Origin of the sequence: Rathayibacter sp. AY1A7 (assembly GCF_002930845.1) — a bacterium.
In the GTDB taxonomy this organism is placed as follows: Bacteria; Actinomycetota; Actinomycetes; order Actinomycetales; family Microbacteriaceae; genus Rathayibacter.
The window spans coordinates 71,699-88,160 of record NZ_PSTL01000004.1; the positions used below are offsets into that span (position 1 = coordinate 71,699).

The window sequence follows — 16,462 nt, forward strand, 5'->3', positions numbered from 1 at the left end:
TGGTGGAGCACGCCGCATGACGACTTCGACACGATGCTCCGGCGACGGCCCTCTCGGCCCCGTGCCGACGATCGTCGGGCGGGCTCGGGTGCGTGCCGGGCGCTCTGGCGAGCAGTCCCGAGTATACGGAGGGGGGTGCGCCGCTGACCGGGGGTTGCGTGGTCGCATATGTCTGCGTCCGATTGGACAAGCGTGCACGCCGGGCCCGGCTCCCGGACGGGCGCATTACACTCGTTCGGGATCATCGAATCGTTAGAGGAGCAATGGACGCAGTCGTGGAGACCACCGCCGTCGAGCGGGACGGGGCGTCGCCGACGACCCTCTCGCGCAAGGTGAAGGCCTTCGTCGCTCTGACGAAGCCGCGCGTGATCGAGCTGCTCCTCGTGGTGACTGCTCCGACGATGATCCTGGCGCAGGGCGGGATCCCGAATCTGCTGCTGGTCCTCAACGTCCTGATCGGCGGCGCCCTGAGCGCCGGGTCCGCGGGCGCGTTCAACTGCTACTTCGACCGCGACATCGACCGGATCATGAACCGGACGAAGAACCGGCCGCTCGTGACCGGGGAGATCTCGGACCGGGCCGCGCTCGTCTTCGCGACCACGATCGGCGTCCTGTCGATCGTCTGGCTCGGCCTCACGGCCAACTGGCTCTCCGCGAGCCTCTCGCTCGCCGCGATCCTGATCTACGTCGTGTTCTACACGCTCTTCCTCAAGCGCCGGACGCCGCAGAACATCGTGTGGGGCGGCATCGCGGGCTGCATGCCGGTGCTGATCGGCTGGGCGGCGGTCACCGGCTCGCTCGACTGGGCCCCCGTCATCCTCTTCTCCGTCATCTTCCTCTGGACGCCGCCGCACTACTGGCCGTTGTCGATGAAGTACCGGGACGACTACCAGGCCGCCGGCGTGCCGATGCTGGCCGTCGTGCGCGGGCGCACGATCGTCGGGCTCCAGGTCATCCTCTACGCCTGGGCCACTGTCGCCTGCTCGCTCCTGCTGATCCCCGTCGCCGGAATGGGGGTGCTCTACACGGTGGTCGCGCTCGGCAGCGGAGTCTGGTTCATCGCCGAGACGCACCGCCTCTACAGCCTCGCGATCCGTCACGAGCACGTCTCGCCGATGCGGGTGTTCCACGGGTCCATCGGATACCTCACCCTGCTCTTCCTCGCCGTCGGCATCGACCCGCTGCTGCCCTTCTGATGGTGACGCCGTTCTCCTTGCTCGCCGAGCGGGTGACCCTCGGTCCGCGCGCACTGCGCTGGGGGACCACCGCGGCGCTCGTCGCGAGCATCCTGATCATCTTCTTCGGGGGCGTCGTCCGGCTGACCGGCTCGGGCCTCGGCTGCCCCACGTGGCCGGCGTGCGAGCCGGGCTCGCTCACCTCGACACCCGAGCTCGGGATCCACGGCTTCATCGAGTTCACGAACCGCGCGTTCACCGGCGTCCTCGTGGTCGCGGTGGGCTGGGCGATCACGGCCGCGCGCCTGCAGAAGCCGCGCGACCGCACCATGACCCGGCTCGCCTGGTCGCAGTTCTGGCTCGTCGTCGCGAACGCCCTCGCGGGCGGCGCGACCGTGCACTCGGGCCTGAACCCGTACATCGTGGCCGGGCACTTCGTTCTCGCCATCGCCCTCCTCACCACCACCGCACTGACGTGGCACCGCGCCCACCGCTCGCAGTCCGTGGCCTTCGAGCCGGACCGCGCGACGCGGGCGCTCAGCATCGGGCTCGTCGGCCTGACGCTCCTCGTCATCCTCGTGGGGACCCTCGTGACGGGGACCGGCCCGCACGCCGGCGACTCCGCGGAGGTGCCCCGCATGCAGTTCCACTGGGAGAGCGTGACCGTCGTGCACGGCGTGCTCGGCACAGCGGTGCTCGTCGTGGGCGCCGCGCTGCTCCTGCGCCTGTCGCGGGCGGCGGGCTCGGAGCTCGCCCGGCGGCGCGTGATCGCCTTCCTCGTGGTCGTCGTGCTGCAGGCGCTGGTCGGGGTGGCGCAGTCGCTCACCGCGCTGCCCGAGACGCTCGTCGCGGTGCACCTCCTCGGCTCGGCGCTCATCTGGGTCGGCGCGGTCCGCGTGCTGCTCGACGTGAACCCGAGGCTGTTCACCGTGCGCGCCCAGCGCCGGGACGCCGCCCAGGAGCTCCAGCCCGCCGCCTGACCGCGGGCTCCGGCTCGGCGGAGAGCAGGTGCCGCCGGAGGCGCAGGAGCACGCGGGGGAGCGCCCGCAGCGGGAGGTCGGCCGCGATCGCGCGGGCGAGAGGGCCGAACGCCCGTACGGGTCCGGTCGGCAGGCCGGCGCCCACCAGTGCGGTCACGAGTCGTGCGGGGATCGGGGTCGATGCGTCGTTCGTCATGGCGGAACCGAATCACGGACCACCGACACCGGTATGGCCATGCGCGTCTGGAGGCACGTCACCGGTGCCCGGCCGACACCCAGGTGCGGAGGTTCCGCTGAACGGCGGACGCCGGTAGAATGCGAAGCTGGTCACGGTTCGACGCACCCTGCGCACGTGATCCGCACACGGCCCGATGGAGCGCCGACGCACACCTCCGGAATCCAGGGACGCACATCATCCGCTCCGCGCATCAGATCGATCGCGCGACCGGCCGGAGAGCACCCGCGGGCCACCCCCGGGGGAATGACTCCGGGACCCGACCGGTTAGCAGTGGGTAGGAAACGAGGTACACATGTCAGACATCCTGATCGACCGCCCCGAGCTCGAGAGCCTGGGCGTCTACGAGTTCGGCTGGTCCGACTCGGACTCCGCCGGAGCCTCCGCACGACGCGGCATCTCGCCCGAGGTCGTCTCCGACATCTCCGCGCTCAAGAACGAGCCCGCCTGGATGCGCGACCGCCGCATGAAGGCCCTGAAGCTCTTCGAGCGCAAGCCCATGCCGACGTGGGGCGCCGACCTGTCGGACATCGACTTCGACAACATCAAGTACTTCGTCCGCTCCACCGAGAAGCAGGCGCAGACCTGGGACGACCTCCCGGACGACATCAAGAACACGTACGAGAAGCTCGGCATCCCGGAGGCGGAGCGCCAGCGCCTCGTCGGCGGCGTCGCGGCCCAGTACGAGTCCGAGGTCGTCTACCACCAGATCCGCGAGGACCTGGAGGAGCAGGGCGTCATCTTCATGGACACCGACACGGCGCTGCGCGAGCACCCCGAGATCTTCGAGGAGTACTTCGGCACCGTCATCCCCGCGGGCGACAACAAGTTCGCGGCGCTGAACACCGCCGTCTGGTCCGGCGGCTCCTTCGTGTACGTCCCCAAGGGCGTCCACGTCGACATCCCGCTGCAGGCCTACTTCCGGATCAACACCGAGAACATGGGCCAGTTCGAGCGGACCCTGATCATCGCGGACGAGGACAGCTACGTCCACTACATCGAGGGCTGCACGGCTCCGATCTACAAGTCGGACTCGCTGCACTCGGCCGTGGTCGAGATCATCGTGAAGAAGAACGCCCGCGTGCGCTACACGACGATCCAGAACTGGTCGAACAACGTCTACAACCTCGTCACCAAGCGGGCGATCGCGCACGAGGGCGCGACGATGGAGTGGATCGACGGCAACATCGGCTCCAAGGTCACGATGAAGTACCCGTCGATCTTCCTGGTCGGCGAGCACGCCAAGGGCGAGACCCTCTCCGTCGCGTTCGCGGGCCCCGGCCAGCACCAGGACGCCGGCGCGAAGATGGTCCACATGGCGCCGTACACGCAGTCGTCGATCGTCTCGAAGTCGATCGCCCGCGGCGGCGGTCGCGCCGGATACCGCGGCGAGGTCCGGGTGGACGCGAACGCGCACCACTCGGCGAACACCGTGCGCTGCGACGCCCTCCTGGTCGACAGCATCTCGCGCTCCGACACCTACCCGGCGATCGACATCCGCGTCGACGACGTGCAGCTCGGCCACGAGGCGACGGTGTCGAAGGTCAGCGAGGAGCAGCTCTTCTACCTGATGTCGCGCGGCCTGCCGGAGGACGAGGCCATGGCCATGATCGTCCGCGGCTTCATCGAGCCGATCGCGCGCGAGCTGCCCATGGAGTACGCCCTCGAGCTGAACAAGCTCATCGAGATGGGGATGGAGGGCAGCGTCGGTTGACGCCCGCCTCCCCCCTCGAAGGGGCGCCCGGACGGGGCGCCCCGCACCCATCGAAAGGAACCACCGCCAGATGACGGTCCCCACGAGCGCCGCGACCCCCGAGATCGACGGCGCGGCCGCCGCTGAGCGCCTGGGCATCAGCGCCCACTCCGACGGGGCGTTCACGCCCGTGCAGACGCGCTCCGAGCGCTTAGCGTCGGTCGACGTCGAGGCCTTCGAGGCCGTCACCGGCCGCGAGATCGCCTGGAAGCTGACGCCCGTCGCCCGCCTGGGCGATCTCATCGACGGCGCGCTCGACGGCTCGCCCGCCCCGGTCGAGCACACGGCGGTGGACGGTGTCGACGTCTCGTGGGTCGGCCGCGACGACCAGCGGATCGGCACTGCCGGCCTCCCCGAGGACCGCGCCGCCGCGAACGCCTGGTCGAGCTTCGAGAAGGCTCTCGCCGTCCGCGTGACGGGAGAGGACGAGAAGGTCGCCACCCTCGTCCGCTCGGGCCTCGGTTCCGCACCCCGCGCCGCGCACACGATCATCGAGGCGGCGCCCTACGCCCGCGCCGTCGTCGTGCTGCAGAACGAGGGGGAGGCCTCCCTCGCGGAGAACGTGGAGATCCTCGTCGGCGAGGGCGCGCAGCTCACCGTCGTCACCGTGCAGGAGTGGGCGGACGACGCCCGGCACCTGGCCAACCACTTCGTGCGGGTCGGACGCGACGCGAAGGTGAAGCACATCGTGGTCACCCTCGGCGGCTCCATCGTCCGGGTGAACCCCTCGGCGCACCTCGTCGAGCGCGGAGCGGACGGCGAGCTCTTCGGCCTGTACTTCGCCGACGGCGGCCAGCACCTCGAGCAGCAGGTGTACGTCGACCACGACGCCCCCGACACCCGCAGCCGCGTGACCTACAAGGGCGCGCTGCAGGGCGAGGGCGCGCGCACCGTCTGGATCGGCGACGTCCTGATCCGCAACAGCGCCACCGGCACCGACAGCTACGAGCAGAACCGCAACCTCGTCCTCTCGGACGGCACGCGCGCCGACTCCATCCCGAACCTCGAGATCGAGACCGGTGACATCGCCGGAGCGGGGCACGCCTCGGCGACCGGCCGCTTCGACGACGAGCAGCTCTTCTACCTGCAGTCCCGCGGCATCCGTGAGGACGAGGCGCGACGCCTGGTCGTGCGCGGGTTCCTCAGCGAGATCGTGCAGCAGATCAAGGTCGCCGAGCTCGAGGACCGACTGCAGCTCGCGATCGAGGCGGAGCTCGCCGGCAGCGCCGGCCAGACCGGCTCCTCCCGCGGAGCGGCGGTCACCGCATGAGCAACGCCGCGATGATCTGCTCGGTCTCCGAGCTGATCCCCAACCAGGCCATGCGGGTCGAGGTCGACGGAGTCGCGATCGCGGTCGTGCAGGACTCCGCCGGCGAGATCCACGCCATCGGCGACACCTGCACCCACGGCGAGATCTCGCTCTCCGAGGGCTTCGTCGAGGGCGACAGCCTCGAGTGCTGGGCGCACGGCTCCCAGTTCTCCCTCCGCACCGGCACCCCCCTGAACCTCCCGGCCTACGAGCCGGTCCCCGTCTTCGTCGTCGAGATCATCGACGGCGACGTCTACATCGACCCGACCGTCACGAAGGAAGTCTGAATGTCCGTTCTCCAGATCAGCGATCTCCACGTCAGTGTCGAGACCGAGCAGGGGACCAAGCAGATCCTCCGCGGTGTCGATCTCACCATCAACCAGGGTGAGATCCACGCGATCATGGGCCCCAACGGGTCCGGCAAGTCCACCCTCGCGTACACGATCGCGGGACACCCCAAGTACCACGTCGACGGCGGCTCGATCACCCTCGACGGCGTCGAGGTGCTCGACATGTCCGTCGACGAGCGCGCCCGCGCGGGCCTCTTCCTCGCCATGCAGTACCCGGTCGAGATCCCCGGTGTGACCAACACCAACTTCCTCCGCACTGCCAAGACCGCGATCGCCGGCGAGGCGCCCGCCATCCGCACGTGGACGAAGGACGTCAAGTCGGCGATGGCGAACCTCCGCATGGACTCGTCCTTCGCGGCGCGCAACGTCAACGAGGGCTTCTCGGGCGGCGAGAAGAAGCGCAACGAGATCCTCCAGCTCGAGCTGCTCGCCCCGCAGTTCGCCGTCCTCGACGAGACCGACTCCGGCCTCGACGTCGACGCGCTCAAGATCGTGTCGGAGGGCGTCAACCGCGCCCACCAGAGCACCGGTCTCGGCGTGCTGCTGATCACGCACTACACGCGGATCCTCCGCTACATCCAGCCCGACTTCGTCCACGTCTTCGTCGCCGGCCGCGTCGCCGAGCAGGGCGGCAAGGAGCTCGCCACCCGGCTCGAGGACGAGGGCTACGACCGCTTCCTGACCTCGGCGCCGGTCTGATCATGGCGGTCACCACTCTCGAGCCGAAGCTCTTCGACCAGGTCGAGGAAGCCCTCAAGGACGTCATGGACCCCGAGCTTGGGGTCAACGTGGTCGACCTGGGACTCATCTACGACCTGGGCTGGGACGACGAGAACGACGCCCTCGTCATCCATATGACCCTCACCTCGGCGGGCTGCCCGCTGACCGACGTGCTCGAGGAGCAGACCGCCGAGTCGCTCGACGGCATCGTCGAGGCGTTCCGGATCAACTGGGTCTGGATGCCGCCGTGGGGTCCCGACCGGATCACCGAGGACGGGCGCGACATGATGCGCGCACTCGGCTTCTCGATCTAGCCGCTGGACACCGACGCCGAAGGGCCGGGAGGAGTCGTCCTCCCGGCCCTTCGGCGTTCCTGTCGTCTTCGGCCTGTCGCAGTCCGTCGTGGAGTCGGAACGGCCGGGCGGGACGGCTCCGGAGTCCGGGGCCGTCGTCGCCCCCGCCGGTCGAGTCGGTGGAGGTGCCCACCGAGGTCGAGCAGGAGGACCGGGCGGCTCGACCTCTGCCGGACGCCCGAAGGGCCGGGAGGAATCGTCCTCCCGGCCCTTCGGCGTCCGTGCGACCGCTCAGCGCGAGCGGCGCGAGAGCATCGCCCAGGTGGTGGGGAGCAGCGCGGCGGCGACCAGCGCCTTGAGCGCGTCGCCGACCAGGAAGGGCACGAGTCCCGCGGAGAGGACGGAGCCGAGGTCGGCGGGCAGCCCCAGCGAGGCGAGGGCGGCGGCCAGCCAGGGCAGGCCGACGAGGTAGATGGTGGCGGTGCCGGCGAGGAAGGTCACCAGCGTGCCGAGGACGCGACGGTCCCACTGCCGCTGGGCGAGCCACCCGGTGACGATCGACGCGAGGACGAAGCCGACGATGTAGCCGCCGGTGGGACCCGCGAGGACCGCCCAGCCGTGCGAGCCCTCGGTGAAGACCGGGGCGCCGAGAGCGCCGACGAGCGCGTACACGAGCATGGAGAGCGCGCCGCGGAGTGCGCCGAGCGTCGTGCCGACCAGGAGGACCGCGAAGGTCTGGCCCGTGAAGGGGACCGGCCACATCGGGATGAACAGCTGCGCCATCGCTGCGGTGAGACCTGCACCCGCGAGCACCAGCAGGGCGTCGGTCGCGACGGAGCGGGTGACGAGCCGGTCGGCGAGGACCGGGCGCGGGAGGGCGGAAGAGGAAGGGGACATGGGTGATCTCCGAGAGTCCTGGTCGCCCGAGAGCGAGGAGCGAGCGCGTCCGCGGTGAGCGGACGTGGATCCGCCCCGCGGCTCAGGAAATATACTAGGGGGCTGCCGCATCGCGGCCCCTTGCCCCACTCCTCCCGAACCGAACGCCATTTCTTGGCGGGAACGGACAGCACTGTGCTCAGCGTGCACGACCTCGAACTCCGAGTCGGCGCCCGACTCCTGATGGAGAACGTCTCCTTCCGGGTGGGCGACGGCGACAAGGTCGGCCTCGTCGGCCGCAACGGGGCGGGGAAGACGACGCTGACCAAGGTCCTCGCGGGCGACCTCATCGCCTCGAAGGGCACGGTCGACCGCGGCGGCGAGATCGGCTACCTCCCCCAGGACCCGCGCTCCGGCGATCCGGAGGAGCTCGCGCGCACCCGCATCCTCGACGCCCGCGGGCTGGGGCAGCTGGTGCTCGGCATGCAGGAGGCGACGGTCGCGATGTCGAGCAGCGACACCTCCGTGAGCGAGGCCGGCATGAAGAAGTACGGCAACCTCACGGATCGCTTCCTCTCCCTGGGCGGATACGCGGCTGAGGCGGAGGCCGCGTCGATCGCGAGCAACCTCAACCTCCCCGACCGGATCCTCGACCAGCCGCTCAAGACGCTCTCCGGTGGCCAGCGGCGCCGCATCGAGCTCGCGCGCATCCTCTTCTCCGACGCGAGCACGCTGATCCTCGACGAGCCGACGAACCACCTCGACGCCGACTCCGTCGTCTGGCTCCGCGAGTTCCTCAAGAACTACCGCGGCGGCTTCATCGTGATCAGCCACGACATCGAGCTGGTCGGCGAGACCGTGAACCGCGTCTTCTACCTCGACGCCAACCGCCAGGTCATCGACGTCTACAACATGAACTGGAAGAACTACCAGCGCCAGCGCGCCGCCGACGAGGAGCGCCGCAAGAAGGAGCGGGTCAACGTCGAGAAGAAGGCCGGCGCCCTCCAGCTGCAGGCCGCGAAGTTCGGCGCGAAGGCCTCGAAGGCCGCAGCGGCGCACCAGATGGTCGCGCGTGCCGAGCGCATGCTCAGCGGGCTCGAGGAGGTCCGCGCGGTCGACCGCGTCGCGAAGCTCCGGTTCCCGACCCCGTCCGCCTGCGGTCGCACCCCTCTGCAGGCTCAGAACCTGTCGAAGAGCTACGGCTCGCTCGAGATCTTCACCGCCGTCGACCTCGCGATCGACCGCGGCTCCAAGGTCGTCATCCTGGGGCTCAACGGAGCGGGCAAGACGACGCTCCTGCGCATTCTGGGCGGCGTCGACCAGCCCGACACCGGAGTGATCGAGGCCGGGCACGGCCTCCGGATCGGCTACTACGCGCAGGAGCACGAGACGATCGACGTCAAGCGCTCAGTGCTTGAGAACATGGTCTCCTCCAGCCCGAACCTCACCGAGACCGAGGCGCGCCGGGTCCTGGGCTCGTTCCTGTTCACCGGGGACGACTCGCACAAGCCGGCCGGGGTCCTCTCCGGCGGGGAGAAGACCCGTCTCGCCCTGGCGATGATCGTGGTCTCGGGCGCGAACGTTCTCCTGCTCGACGAGCCCACCAACAACCTCGATCCCGCGAGCCGCGAGGAGATCCTCGACGCGCTCGCGCACTACGAGGGCGCGGTCGTCCTGGTCAGCCACGACGAGGGAGCCGTCGAGGCGCTGAACCCCGAGCGCGTCCTGATCATGCCGGAGGGCACCGAGGACCACTGGGCAGCCGACTACCTCGACCTGATCACGCTCGCCTAGCGGGCGTCGAGCAGCTCGTCCTCGACCTCGGAGTCGCTGCGGCCGCGGCGTCGGCGGCGCTCCTCGCGCCGCTCCTCGGCCGCCACGACCTCGGGGTCGTCGGCGTTGCGGATTCGGTACTCGTGGCGGATCGCCCAGCCGAGCCCGCCGAAGCCCATGACGGCGAACAGCACCCACTGGATCGCGTAGCTGATGTGCAGGCCCTCGTCGGCGACCGGCTTGATCGCGGCCAGCGGGGGAGCGTCGACCGGCGCCGGCGCCTCGGCGACCAGCAGGCCGTACGCCGAGGTCCGCAGGGGCTCGTCCAGCTGCGTCGACAGATCATCGAGCTGGATCGTGGCGATCTGGCCGGCCGGTGCGGAGCGTCCGTCGATCCGTCCCTCCGCGGGCTTCAGGCGGGCGACGATGGTCACCTCTCCCTCGGGCGGCGCGGGGATCGCGTCGGGGGAGTCCTGGGTCGAGCCGACGGGGACCCAGCCGCGGTCGACGACGAACACGCTGCCGTCGTCGAGCCGCAGCGGCGTCAGGATCTCGAAGCCGGGGTTGCCGTTGTAGGGCCGGTTGCGGACGAGGGTCTGCCCCTGCGTCTCGTAGACGCCGGTGATCTCGACCGGGCGGTACTCGAGGGCGTCGTCCCACGTGGAGTCGGCGGGGAGCAGCCCGTCGAGCGCCACCGGGTCGGCGGTCCAGTTCGCGGTGACCAGCCGGTTGGTCGAGGCGGCCTGGTCGAGCCGCGCGACCTGCCAGCGCGAGAGCAGCACGCAGGCGACGGCGAAGACGATCGCGAGAGCGAGGTAGCCGAACCAGCGTCGCGAGAAGACGAAGCGCCAGGAGGGACGGGGCGCGTCGCCGCTCATCGTTCCGCTCCGCGATCGACCGTGTAGAGCGGCTTCACCTCGAGCGGGAAGTCGCGGGCGAGGAGGAACTCGCGCAGGAACTCCAGGTGCTCGCCGCAGGCCAGCCAGGTCTTCCGACGGTCCTCCGCGTGGATCCTCGGGTTCCGCCACTCGATCGCGAACGTCGCCGTCCGCGGGCAGCCCGCTCGGGAGCAGGCGTGCGCGTCGGGGACCCGGCCGAGCGGGATCACGGCCGGTCTCCCCGCGGGTCGCCGCCCTCGGGGCCGGTCGGCGCCTCGGAGTCGGGGGCGGGGGGCGGTGGGACCGGCCGGGAGAGGACGATCGCACCCGGCCGCTCGACGTTGCCGCGCTCGCCCGCACTGCCGACGTTGGCCAGCACGACGGCGAAGTAGGGCAGGACCACGGCGCCGATGGCGAAGAACAGCAGCCACCAGCCGTGGGCGAAGAGCAGGCAGATGACGCAGAGCATTCTGATGCCCATGGCGATCGAGTACTTGATCGCACGGGAGCGCCGCTCGGCGCTCGGCGACGGCGGTAGGGAGGTGAGTGTCTCGCGTGGTTTCACAGCTCTGCAAGCCTACGTCGCGGCGGGCGGGTGCAGGCCGGGAGGGCCTCATCCCGGAATCTGTTGCGCGACGCGCCTCTAGGATGTACGGGTCGCCCGGCGCCGCACGAGCGCCGGCAGGAGGGACACCATGACCACGCCGCGCACCGTCCTCGTCACCGGGGGCAACCGGGGGATCGGCTTCGCCATCGCCCAGGAGTTCGTGGCCGCCGGTCACCGGGTCGCCGTGACCGCGCGCTCGGGCTCCGGCCCGGAGGGCTCCCTCACCGTCGTCGCGGACGTGACCGACTCCGCCTCCATCGACGCCGCGTTCACGCAGGTCGAGGCCGAGCTGGGCCCGGTCGAGATCCTGGTGGCGAACGCGGGCATCACCCGCGACACCCTGCTGCTGCGCATGACGGAGGAGGACTTCACGTCCGTCGTCGACACGAACCTCACCGGGGCGTTCCGCGTCGTCAAGCGCGCATCGAAGGGGATGCTCAAGCAGCGCTTCGGCCGCGTCGTCCTCATCTCCAGCGTGGTCGGCCTCTACGGGTCGCCGGGCCAGATCAACTACTCCTCGTCGAAGGCCGCCCTCGTGGGCTTCGCCCGCTCGCTGACCCGCGAGCTCGGCGCCCGCAACATCACCGCCAACGTCGTCGCTCCCGGCTTCATCGAGACCGACATGACCGCGGAGCTCTCCCCGGAGCAGCAGGCGGAGTACCGGAAGAGCATCCCGCTCGCCCGCTACGGCACCGCTGCCGAGGTCGCGAAGGTCACGCGCTGGCTGGCCGGCGACGAGGCCGCGTACATCTCGGGTGCCGTGATCCCGGTCGACGGCGGCCTCGGGATGGGCCACTGACCGATAAGCTCTGGGCTTATATCCGGCGGATATAAGCTCTAGGCTTATGCGATGACCTCCTCCGATGTCGTCGCCGTGCTCCTGGACCTGGTGACCTCCCGCTCCCTCGTCGACCGCGCGGGTGCTCAGCGCGAGATCGAGCGGGGTTTCGCCGAGGTGGAGGCCGCGGTCCCGGCGATCCAGCCCCTGCACCCGACGGTCGGCGACGAGTTCCAGGCGATCTACCCCTCCGTCCACGCCGCGCTCCGGGCGACGCTGCAGGCGCGCCTCTCGCTCCCGGCCGGCGTCGACTGCCGCGCGGGCATCGGCCTGGGCGAGGTGCGGGTGGTCGGGTCGGGGATCGCCGGGGACCTCGAGGACGGGTCCGGCTGGTGGCGCGCGCGCGAGGCCATCGATCGCGCCCACGCGCTCGAGGACGGTGCCGTGCCCACGGCCCGCGGATGGTTCGTCGCCGGGGACGCCGACGGGGACTCCGGCGAGGCGGCCGTCAACGCCTACCTCCTCTCCCGCGACGCGCTGGTCGGAGCGCTCAGCGCGCGCGATCGCCGACTCGTGCTGGGGAGCCTGCGCGGAGCGTCGCAGAAGGAGCTGGGCGAGCAGGAGTCGATCTCGCAGTCCGCCGTCTCGCAGGCGCTGCGGCGCGCGGGAGCGGGCGCCCTCCTCGCCGGCGCGCGCCTGCTGGAGGAGACGTGCTGACGGCGCTGCTGCTCGCCGTGATCGGCCTCGGCGACCTCGCGCGCACGCACCTCCGCCGCCGTGCGGCCCTCCTCGCGATCCCCGTGCTCGCCGCCGCAGCCGTGACCGCAGCGCTCCTCGTCGGAGCCCCGCCGCTCGGTGCGGCGATCGTCGTCGTCCTGGCCGGAGCCTGGCTGCTGACGACCACGACCGTCGAGAACGCGCGGCCGCCCGGGGGTCTGCGTCCGGCCGTCGCCCTCGTCGCGGCGGTCCTGGTGCTGACCGCTGTCGACCGCGCCGCCGGCGTCCCGACGGGGCCGCTCGCGCCGACCACCGTCGCGAGCACGCTCCCTCCGATCGAGCAGCTCGCTCTGGCGGTCGGAGCCGGGCTCTTCCTGCTGGAGAGCGGCAACGTGATCGTGCGGGCGGCGCTGTTCCGCGAGCTCCCGCAGGCCGAGCCCGCGCCGCGTCCGCGCTGGAGCGAGCGGTTCGCGCGTCGGGAGCCGGCCGACGCCCGCCTGCCGGACCTCCAGGGCGGGCGCACGATCGGACCGCTGGAGAGGCTGCTGATCGCCGGTCTCACGCTCGCCGGAGCGATCGGCCTCGCCGGTGCCGTGCTCGCGGCCAAGGGGATCGTGCGCTTCCCCGAGATCTCCCGCGACGGCGGCAGCGGCGAGAAGGCGGAGTACTTCCTGGTGGGCTCGCTCGTCAGCTGGGCGCTGGCGCTCGGCTGCGCCGGACTCGTCGCGATCGCGGGCCGCTGACCTTCCTGAGGCCGGGGGAGGCGGGCCTCAGCCGCGGAGGCCGAGGACAGGCAGCAGCTGCGACAGGTCGAGGCCGCCGACGACGAGGTCGGCGCGCTCGCGCACCAGGGGCTTGGCGTTGAAGGCGACCGCGAGGGAGGCGACCGCCATCATCTCCAGGTCGTTCGCACCGTCGCCGACGGCGATCGTGCGCTGCGGCGGGACGCCCGAGACCGCCGCCCACTCGCGGAGCGCCTCCGCCTTGGCCGCGGCGTCGATGACCGCCCCGTCGACCGCTCCGGTCAGCAGGCCGTCCCCGCAGGAGAGGCGGTTGGCCCGGACGAAGTCGAGGCCGAGCGCACCGGCGACCGGGTCGAGGACCTCGTGGAACCCTCCGGACACCACACCGACGCGGCCGCCGGCGGCGTGGACGCCGGCCACGAGCTCGGCGGCGCCGGGCGTGACGCGGACGCCCGAGCTCACACCGGGGAGCACCGACTCCGGGACCCCGGCGAGAGTGGCGACCCGCTCGCGGAGGCTCTCGCCGAAGTCGAGCTCGCCGCGCATCGCCCGCTCCGTGACGGCGGCGACGCGCTCCTCGGAGCCGGCGTGCACCGCGAGGAGCTCGATCACCTCGTCCTGGAGGAGGGTGGAGTCCGCGTCGAGGACGACGAGGAAGCGGGCAGGCGTCGCAGGACGCTCACTCATGGGCCGGTCCGATCGGTCGGGTGGGCGCGCCGGGGCGCAGAGCTCGACCCGCGGGGGTGCTACGGGTGGACGACGACGCCCTTGCCGACGACGGTGATGCCCGACTCGGTGACGGTGAACCCGCGCTCGCGATCGCGGTCGTGGTCCACGCCGACTCGAGCACCGGGCTCGACGACGACGTCCTTGTCGAGGATAGCGCGGACGACCAGCGCGTCCGGGCCGATGCGGACCTTGTCGAAGACCACCGAATCGGTGACCGTCGCGTTCGACTCGATGACCGTCCAGGGCCCGACGACGCTGCGCTCGATGTGCGCGCCCGAGATCACGGTGCCGAGCGAGACGACCGAGTCGACCGTCGATCCCATGTTGCCCTTGCCGTCGCGGACGATCTTGGCCGGAGGGGAGTTCAGCTGCGACGAGAAGATCGGCCACTGCTGGTTGTAGAGGTTGAAGACCGGCAGCGCCGAGATGAGGTCCTGGTGGGCCTCGAAGAAGGAGTCGATGGTGCCGACGTCCCGCCAGTAGTAGCGGTCGCGGTCGGTCGAGCCGGGGACGTCGTTGAGCTTGAGGTCGTAGACGCCGGCCTCGCCGCGCGCGACGAAGTCGGGGATGATGTCGCCGCCCATGTCGTGGTCCGACGTGGAGGACTCGCCGTCGCGGATGACCGCGTCGATCAGGGCGTCCGCGTCGAAGACGTAGTTGCCCATGGAGGCGAGGACCTCGTGCGGGGAGTCGGCCAGGCCGACGGCGTCCTTGGGCTTCTCGAGGAACTCGGAGATCATCGTCGGGACGATGCCGTCGCCCGCCTCGTCACCGGCGAGCTGGATGACGCCGAACTGGTCCGCGAGCTCGATCGGCTGGCGGATGGCCGCGACGGTCGCCTTCGCACCGGACGTGATGTGCGCGTCGATCATCTGCGAGAAGTCCATGCGGTAGACGTGGTCGGCGCCGACCACGACGACGATGTCGGGCTTCTCGTCGCGGATCAGGTTGAGGCTCTGCAGGATCGCGTCGGCCGAGCCGCTGAACCAGCGCTTGCCCAGGCGCTGCTGCGCGGGGACCGAGGCGACGTAGGAGTTCAGGAGCCCGGAGAGGCGCCAGGTCTGCGAGACGTGGCGGTCGAGCGAGTGCGACTTGTACTGCGTCAGCACGACGATCTGGGTGAGACCGGAGTTGATCAGGTTGGACAGCGCGAAGTCGATCAGCCGGTACTGCCCGCCGAACGGCACCGCGGGCTTGGCCCGGTCCGCCGTGAGGGGCATGAGGCGCTTTCCCTCGCCGCCGGCGAGGACGATGCCGAAGATCTTCTTTGACTGCATGGCACCACAGTAGGGGCTCGGGCTTCCCCGTGGACCCCGGCTGTCGCCGGGGGAGCGCCCTGTACTACGGTTCGGGGGTGCGAGTCGATCTGCTGACCAAGGAATACCCGCCCGAGGTGTACGGGGGAGCCGGTGTCCACGTGGCCGAGCTCACCAAGGCGCTGCGCAGCGACCTGGAGGTCGTGGTGCGCTGCTTCGGCGCGCCGCGCGAGGAGGAGGGCACGTTCGCGTACTCCGTCCCCGCGGAGCTCGCCGAGGCGAACGGCGCGCTGCAGACCCTCGGGGTCGACCTGCAGATCGCGCAGGACGCGGCGGGGGCCGACCTGGTCCACTCCCACACCTGGTACGCCAACGCCGCGGGGCGTCTCGCCCAGCTCCTGCACGGCATCCCGCACGTGGTCTCGGCGCACAGCCTCGAGCCGCTGCGTCCGTGGAAGGCCGAGCAGCTCGGCGGCGGCTACCGCGTCTCGAGCTGGATCGAGCGGGAGGCGTACGAGAACGCCGACGCCGTGATCGCGGTGTCCGGCGGCATGCGCGAGGACATCCTCCGCTCCTACCCGGCCCTGGACCCGGCGAAGGTCCACGTGGTCTACAACGGCATCGACCTCGACGCCTGGCACCCGGTCGAGGACGAGGCCGTCCTCGCCGAGCTGGGCATCGACCCCTCGCGCCCCTCCGTGGTCTTCGTCGGCCGCATCACCCGGCAGAAGGGCCTGCCCTACCTGCTCCGCGCCGCGGCGACCCTGCCTCCCGAGGTGCAGCTCGTGCTCTGCGCGGGCGCCCCCGACACCCCCGAGATCATGGCCGAGGTCACCTCCCTCGTCCGCAGCCTCCAGGAGGAGCGCACCGGCGTCGTCTGGATCGACCGGCACCTGCCGCGCCACCAGCTCTCCGCGGTCCTGACGAACGCGACCACGTTCGTCTGCCCCTCGATCTACGAGCCCCTCGGCATCGTCAACCTCGAGGCGATGGCCTGCGGTGCGGCGGTCGTCGGGACGGCGACCGGCGGCATCCCGGAGGTCGTCGACGACGGCGTGACCGGGCGACTCGTCCCGATCGAGCAGGTCACCGACGGCACCGGCACCCCCGTGGACCCGGAGCGCTACGTCGCCGACCTGGCCGCCGCCCTCGCCGAGGTCGTCGCCGACCCGGAGACGGCGAAGCGGATGGGCGCCGCGGGCCGCGAGCGCGCGCAGAGCCACTTCAGCTGGACGCAGATCGCGCGGGACACCCGGGCGATCTACGACTCGCTCGTCTGAGCCTCCCGGC

18 protein-coding genes are annotated in these 16,462 nt (G+C 71.0%); 12 read left to right on the forward strand and 6 right to left on the reverse strand.

Translation table 11 applies throughout. From position 1 onward, the window contains the following. Positions 1 to 263 precede the first annotated feature (263 nt). From C5B95_RS05350 to C5B95_RS05380, 7 genes are all read left to right on the forward strand, one after another. Complete coding sequence (locus C5B95_RS05350) at positions 264 to 1,196, forward strand: heme o synthase (protein WP_104348650.1); 933 nt, start codon at positions 264 to 266, stop codon at positions 1,194 to 1,196. Beyond that, positions 1,196 to 2,155, forward strand: coding sequence for a heme A synthase (locus tag C5B95_RS05355; protein ID WP_104250364.1), 960 nt, complete (start codon positions 1,196 to 1,198; stop codon positions 2,153 to 2,155). Before C5B95_RS05350 ends, C5B95_RS05355 begins: the two co-directional genes overlap by 1 nt. A gap of 530 nt (positions 2,156 to 2,685) precedes the next feature. Next, positions 2,686 to 4,104: a Fe-S cluster assembly protein SufB gene (sufB, locus tag C5B95_RS05360; RefSeq protein ID WP_104348651.1), complete on the forward strand. Its 1,419-nt coding sequence runs from the start codon at positions 2,686 to 2,688 to the stop codon at positions 4,102 to 4,104. A gap of 70 nt (positions 4,105 to 4,174) precedes the next feature. After that, positions 4,175 to 5,413, forward strand: coding sequence for a Fe-S cluster assembly protein SufD (gene sufD, locus C5B95_RS05365; protein ID WP_104348652.1), 1,239 nt, complete (start codon positions 4,175 to 4,177; stop codon positions 5,411 to 5,413). Continuing rightward, the gene (locus tag C5B95_RS05370) at positions 5,410 to 5,739 is read left to right on the forward strand and encodes a non-heme iron oxygenase ferredoxin subunit (RefSeq protein ID WP_077222834.1); all 330 of its coding nucleotides are present in this window, start codon (positions 5,410 to 5,412) and stop codon (positions 5,737 to 5,739) included. The genes sufD and C5B95_RS05370 overlap by 4 nt, the downstream gene beginning before the upstream one ends. Next, entirely contained in the window at positions 5,740 to 6,501 is a 762-nt protein-coding gene (sufC, locus tag C5B95_RS05375; RefSeq protein ID WP_104348653.1) for a Fe-S cluster assembly ATPase SufC, read from the forward strand. Between the two features lie 2 nt (positions 6,502 to 6,503). Then, positions 6,504 to 6,836, forward strand: a complete 333-nt coding sequence (locus C5B95_RS05380) for a metal-sulfur cluster assembly factor (RefSeq protein WP_104221939.1) — start codon at positions 6,504 to 6,506, stop codon at positions 6,834 to 6,836. A 270-nt stretch (positions 6,837 to 7,106) separates the two neighbouring features. On the opposite strand, the gene C5B95_RS05385 is transcribed toward C5B95_RS05380, so the two are convergent. After that, the gene (locus C5B95_RS05385) at positions 7,107 to 7,712 is read right to left on the reverse strand and encodes a biotin transporter BioY (RefSeq protein ID WP_104232632.1); all 606 of its coding nucleotides are present in this window, start codon (positions 7,710 to 7,712) and stop codon (positions 7,107 to 7,109) included. A gap of 174 nt (positions 7,713 to 7,886) precedes the next feature. Here C5B95_RS05385 and C5B95_RS05390 point away from each other — a divergent pair, with 174 nt between their 5' ends. Next, complete coding sequence (locus C5B95_RS05390) at positions 7,887 to 9,485, forward strand: ABC-F family ATP-binding cassette domain-containing protein (protein ID WP_104221943.1); 1,599 nt, start codon at positions 7,887 to 7,889, stop codon at positions 9,483 to 9,485. Here C5B95_RS05390 and C5B95_RS05395 read toward each other — a convergent pair. The 3 genes from C5B95_RS05395 to C5B95_RS05405 are packed head-to-tail and all read right to left on the reverse strand — an operon-like array spanning position 9,482 to position 10,907. After that, a complete protein-coding gene (locus C5B95_RS05395) occupies positions 9,482 to 10,342 on the reverse strand; it encodes an SURF1 family protein (protein ID WP_104348654.1) in 861 nt (286 codons plus the stop codon). The genes C5B95_RS05390 and C5B95_RS05395 overlap by 4 nt on opposite strands. Further along, the gene (locus C5B95_RS05400) at positions 10,339 to 10,572 is read right to left on the reverse strand and encodes a hypothetical protein (RefSeq protein WP_104225286.1); all 234 of its coding nucleotides are present in this window, start codon (positions 10,570 to 10,572) and stop codon (positions 10,339 to 10,341) included. The genes C5B95_RS05395 and C5B95_RS05400 overlap by 4 nt, the downstream gene beginning before the upstream one ends. Continuing rightward, on the reverse strand, positions 10,569 to 10,907 hold the full coding sequence (locus tag C5B95_RS05405; protein WP_104221949.1) for a DUF3099 domain-containing protein: 339 nt from the start codon (positions 10,905 to 10,907) through the stop codon (positions 10,569 to 10,571). The genes C5B95_RS05400 and C5B95_RS05405 overlap by 4 nt, the downstream gene beginning before the upstream one ends. Before the next feature lie 130 nt (positions 10,908 to 11,037). On the opposite strand from C5B95_RS05405, the gene C5B95_RS05410 reads away from it, so the two are divergent. From C5B95_RS05410 to C5B95_RS05420, 3 genes are read left to right on the forward strand one after another with little or no spacing between them, the layout of a single operon-like run. After that, the gene (locus C5B95_RS05410; protein ID WP_104221952.1) at positions 11,038 to 11,748 is read left to right on the forward strand and encodes a beta-ketoacyl-ACP reductase; all 711 of its coding nucleotides are present in this window, start codon (positions 11,038 to 11,040) and stop codon (positions 11,746 to 11,748) included. 51 nt (positions 11,749 to 11,799) lie between these two features. Then, entirely contained in the window at positions 11,800 to 12,444 is a 645-nt protein-coding gene (locus tag C5B95_RS05415) for a SatD family protein (protein WP_104348655.1), read from the forward strand. Continuing rightward, positions 12,438 to 13,187: a hypothetical protein gene (locus C5B95_RS05420; RefSeq protein ID WP_104283663.1), complete on the forward strand. Its 750-nt coding sequence runs from the start codon at positions 12,438 to 12,440 to the stop codon at positions 13,185 to 13,187. Before C5B95_RS05415 ends, C5B95_RS05420 begins: the two co-directional genes overlap by 7 nt. 27 nt (positions 13,188 to 13,214) lie before the next feature. On the opposite strand, the gene serB is transcribed toward C5B95_RS05420, so the two are convergent. Both serB and C5B95_RS05430 read right to left on the reverse strand, forming a co-directional pair. Continuing rightward, positions 13,215 to 13,874, reverse strand: a complete 660-nt coding sequence (serB, locus tag C5B95_RS05425) for a phosphoserine phosphatase SerB (protein WP_104348656.1) — start codon at positions 13,872 to 13,874, stop codon at positions 13,215 to 13,217. Positions 13,875 to 13,933: 59 nt separating this feature from the next. Then, positions 13,934 to 15,193, reverse strand: coding sequence for a glucose-1-phosphate adenylyltransferase (locus C5B95_RS05430; RefSeq protein WP_104221960.1), 1,260 nt, complete (start codon positions 15,191 to 15,193; stop codon positions 13,934 to 13,936). 77 nt (positions 15,194 to 15,270) lie between these two features. Between C5B95_RS05430 and glgA the strand changes: the two genes are divergently transcribed. Continuing rightward, positions 15,271 to 16,452 (forward strand): glycogen synthase, encoded by a 1,182-nt coding sequence (gene glgA / locus C5B95_RS05435; RefSeq protein ID WP_104225282.1) that lies wholly within the window; start codon positions 15,271 to 15,273, stop codon positions 16,450 to 16,452. Positions 16,453 to 16,462: the final 10 nt, after the last annotated feature.

Excerpts from the sequence above, each read along its gene's own strand:
- C5B95_RS05350 (WP_104348650.1), top strand. The coding sequence starts at position 264 with ATGGACGCAGTCGTGGAGACCACCGCCGTCGAGCGGGACGGGGCGTCG.
- C5B95_RS05355 (WP_104250364.1), top strand. The coding sequence starts at position 1,196 with ATGGTGACGCCGTTCTCCTTGCTCGCCGAGCGGGTGACCCTCGGTCCG.
- sufB (WP_104348651.1), top strand. The coding sequence starts at position 2,686 with ATGTCAGACATCCTGATCGACCGCCCCGAGCTCGAGAGCCTGGGCGTC.
- sufD (WP_104348652.1), top strand. The coding sequence starts at position 4,175 with ATGACGGTCCCCACGAGCGCCGCGACCCCCGAGATCGACGGCGCGGCC.
- C5B95_RS05370 (WP_077222834.1), top strand. The coding sequence starts at position 5,410 with ATGAGCAACGCCGCGATGATCTGCTCGGTCTCCGAGCTGATCCCCAAC.
- sufC (WP_104348653.1), top strand. The coding sequence starts at position 5,740 with ATGTCCGTTCTCCAGATCAGCGATCTCCACGTCAGTGTCGAGACCGAG.
- C5B95_RS05380 (WP_104221939.1), top strand. The coding sequence starts at position 6,504 with ATGGCGGTCACCACTCTCGAGCCGAAGCTCTTCGACCAGGTCGAGGAA.
- C5B95_RS05385 (WP_104232632.1), bottom strand. The coding sequence starts at position 7,712 with ATGTCCCCTTCCTCTTCCGCCCTCCCGCGCCCGGTCCTCGCCGACCGG.
- C5B95_RS05395 (WP_104348654.1), bottom strand. The coding sequence starts at position 10,342 with ATGAGCGGCGACGCGCCCCGTCCCTCCTGGCGCTTCGTCTTCTCGCGA.
- C5B95_RS05410 (WP_104221952.1), top strand. The coding sequence starts at position 11,038 with ATGACCACGCCGCGCACCGTCCTCGTCACCGGGGGCAACCGGGGGATC.
- C5B95_RS05415 (WP_104348655.1), top strand. The coding sequence starts at position 11,800 with ATGACCTCCTCCGATGTCGTCGCCGTGCTCCTGGACCTGGTGACCTCC.
- serB (WP_104348656.1), bottom strand. The coding sequence starts at position 13,874 with ATGAGTGAGCGTCCTGCGACGCCTGCCCGCTTCCTCGTCGTCCTCGAC.
- C5B95_RS05430 (WP_104221960.1), bottom strand. The coding sequence starts at position 15,193 with ATGCAGTCAAAGAAGATCTTCGGCATCGTCCTCGCCGGCGGCGAGGGA.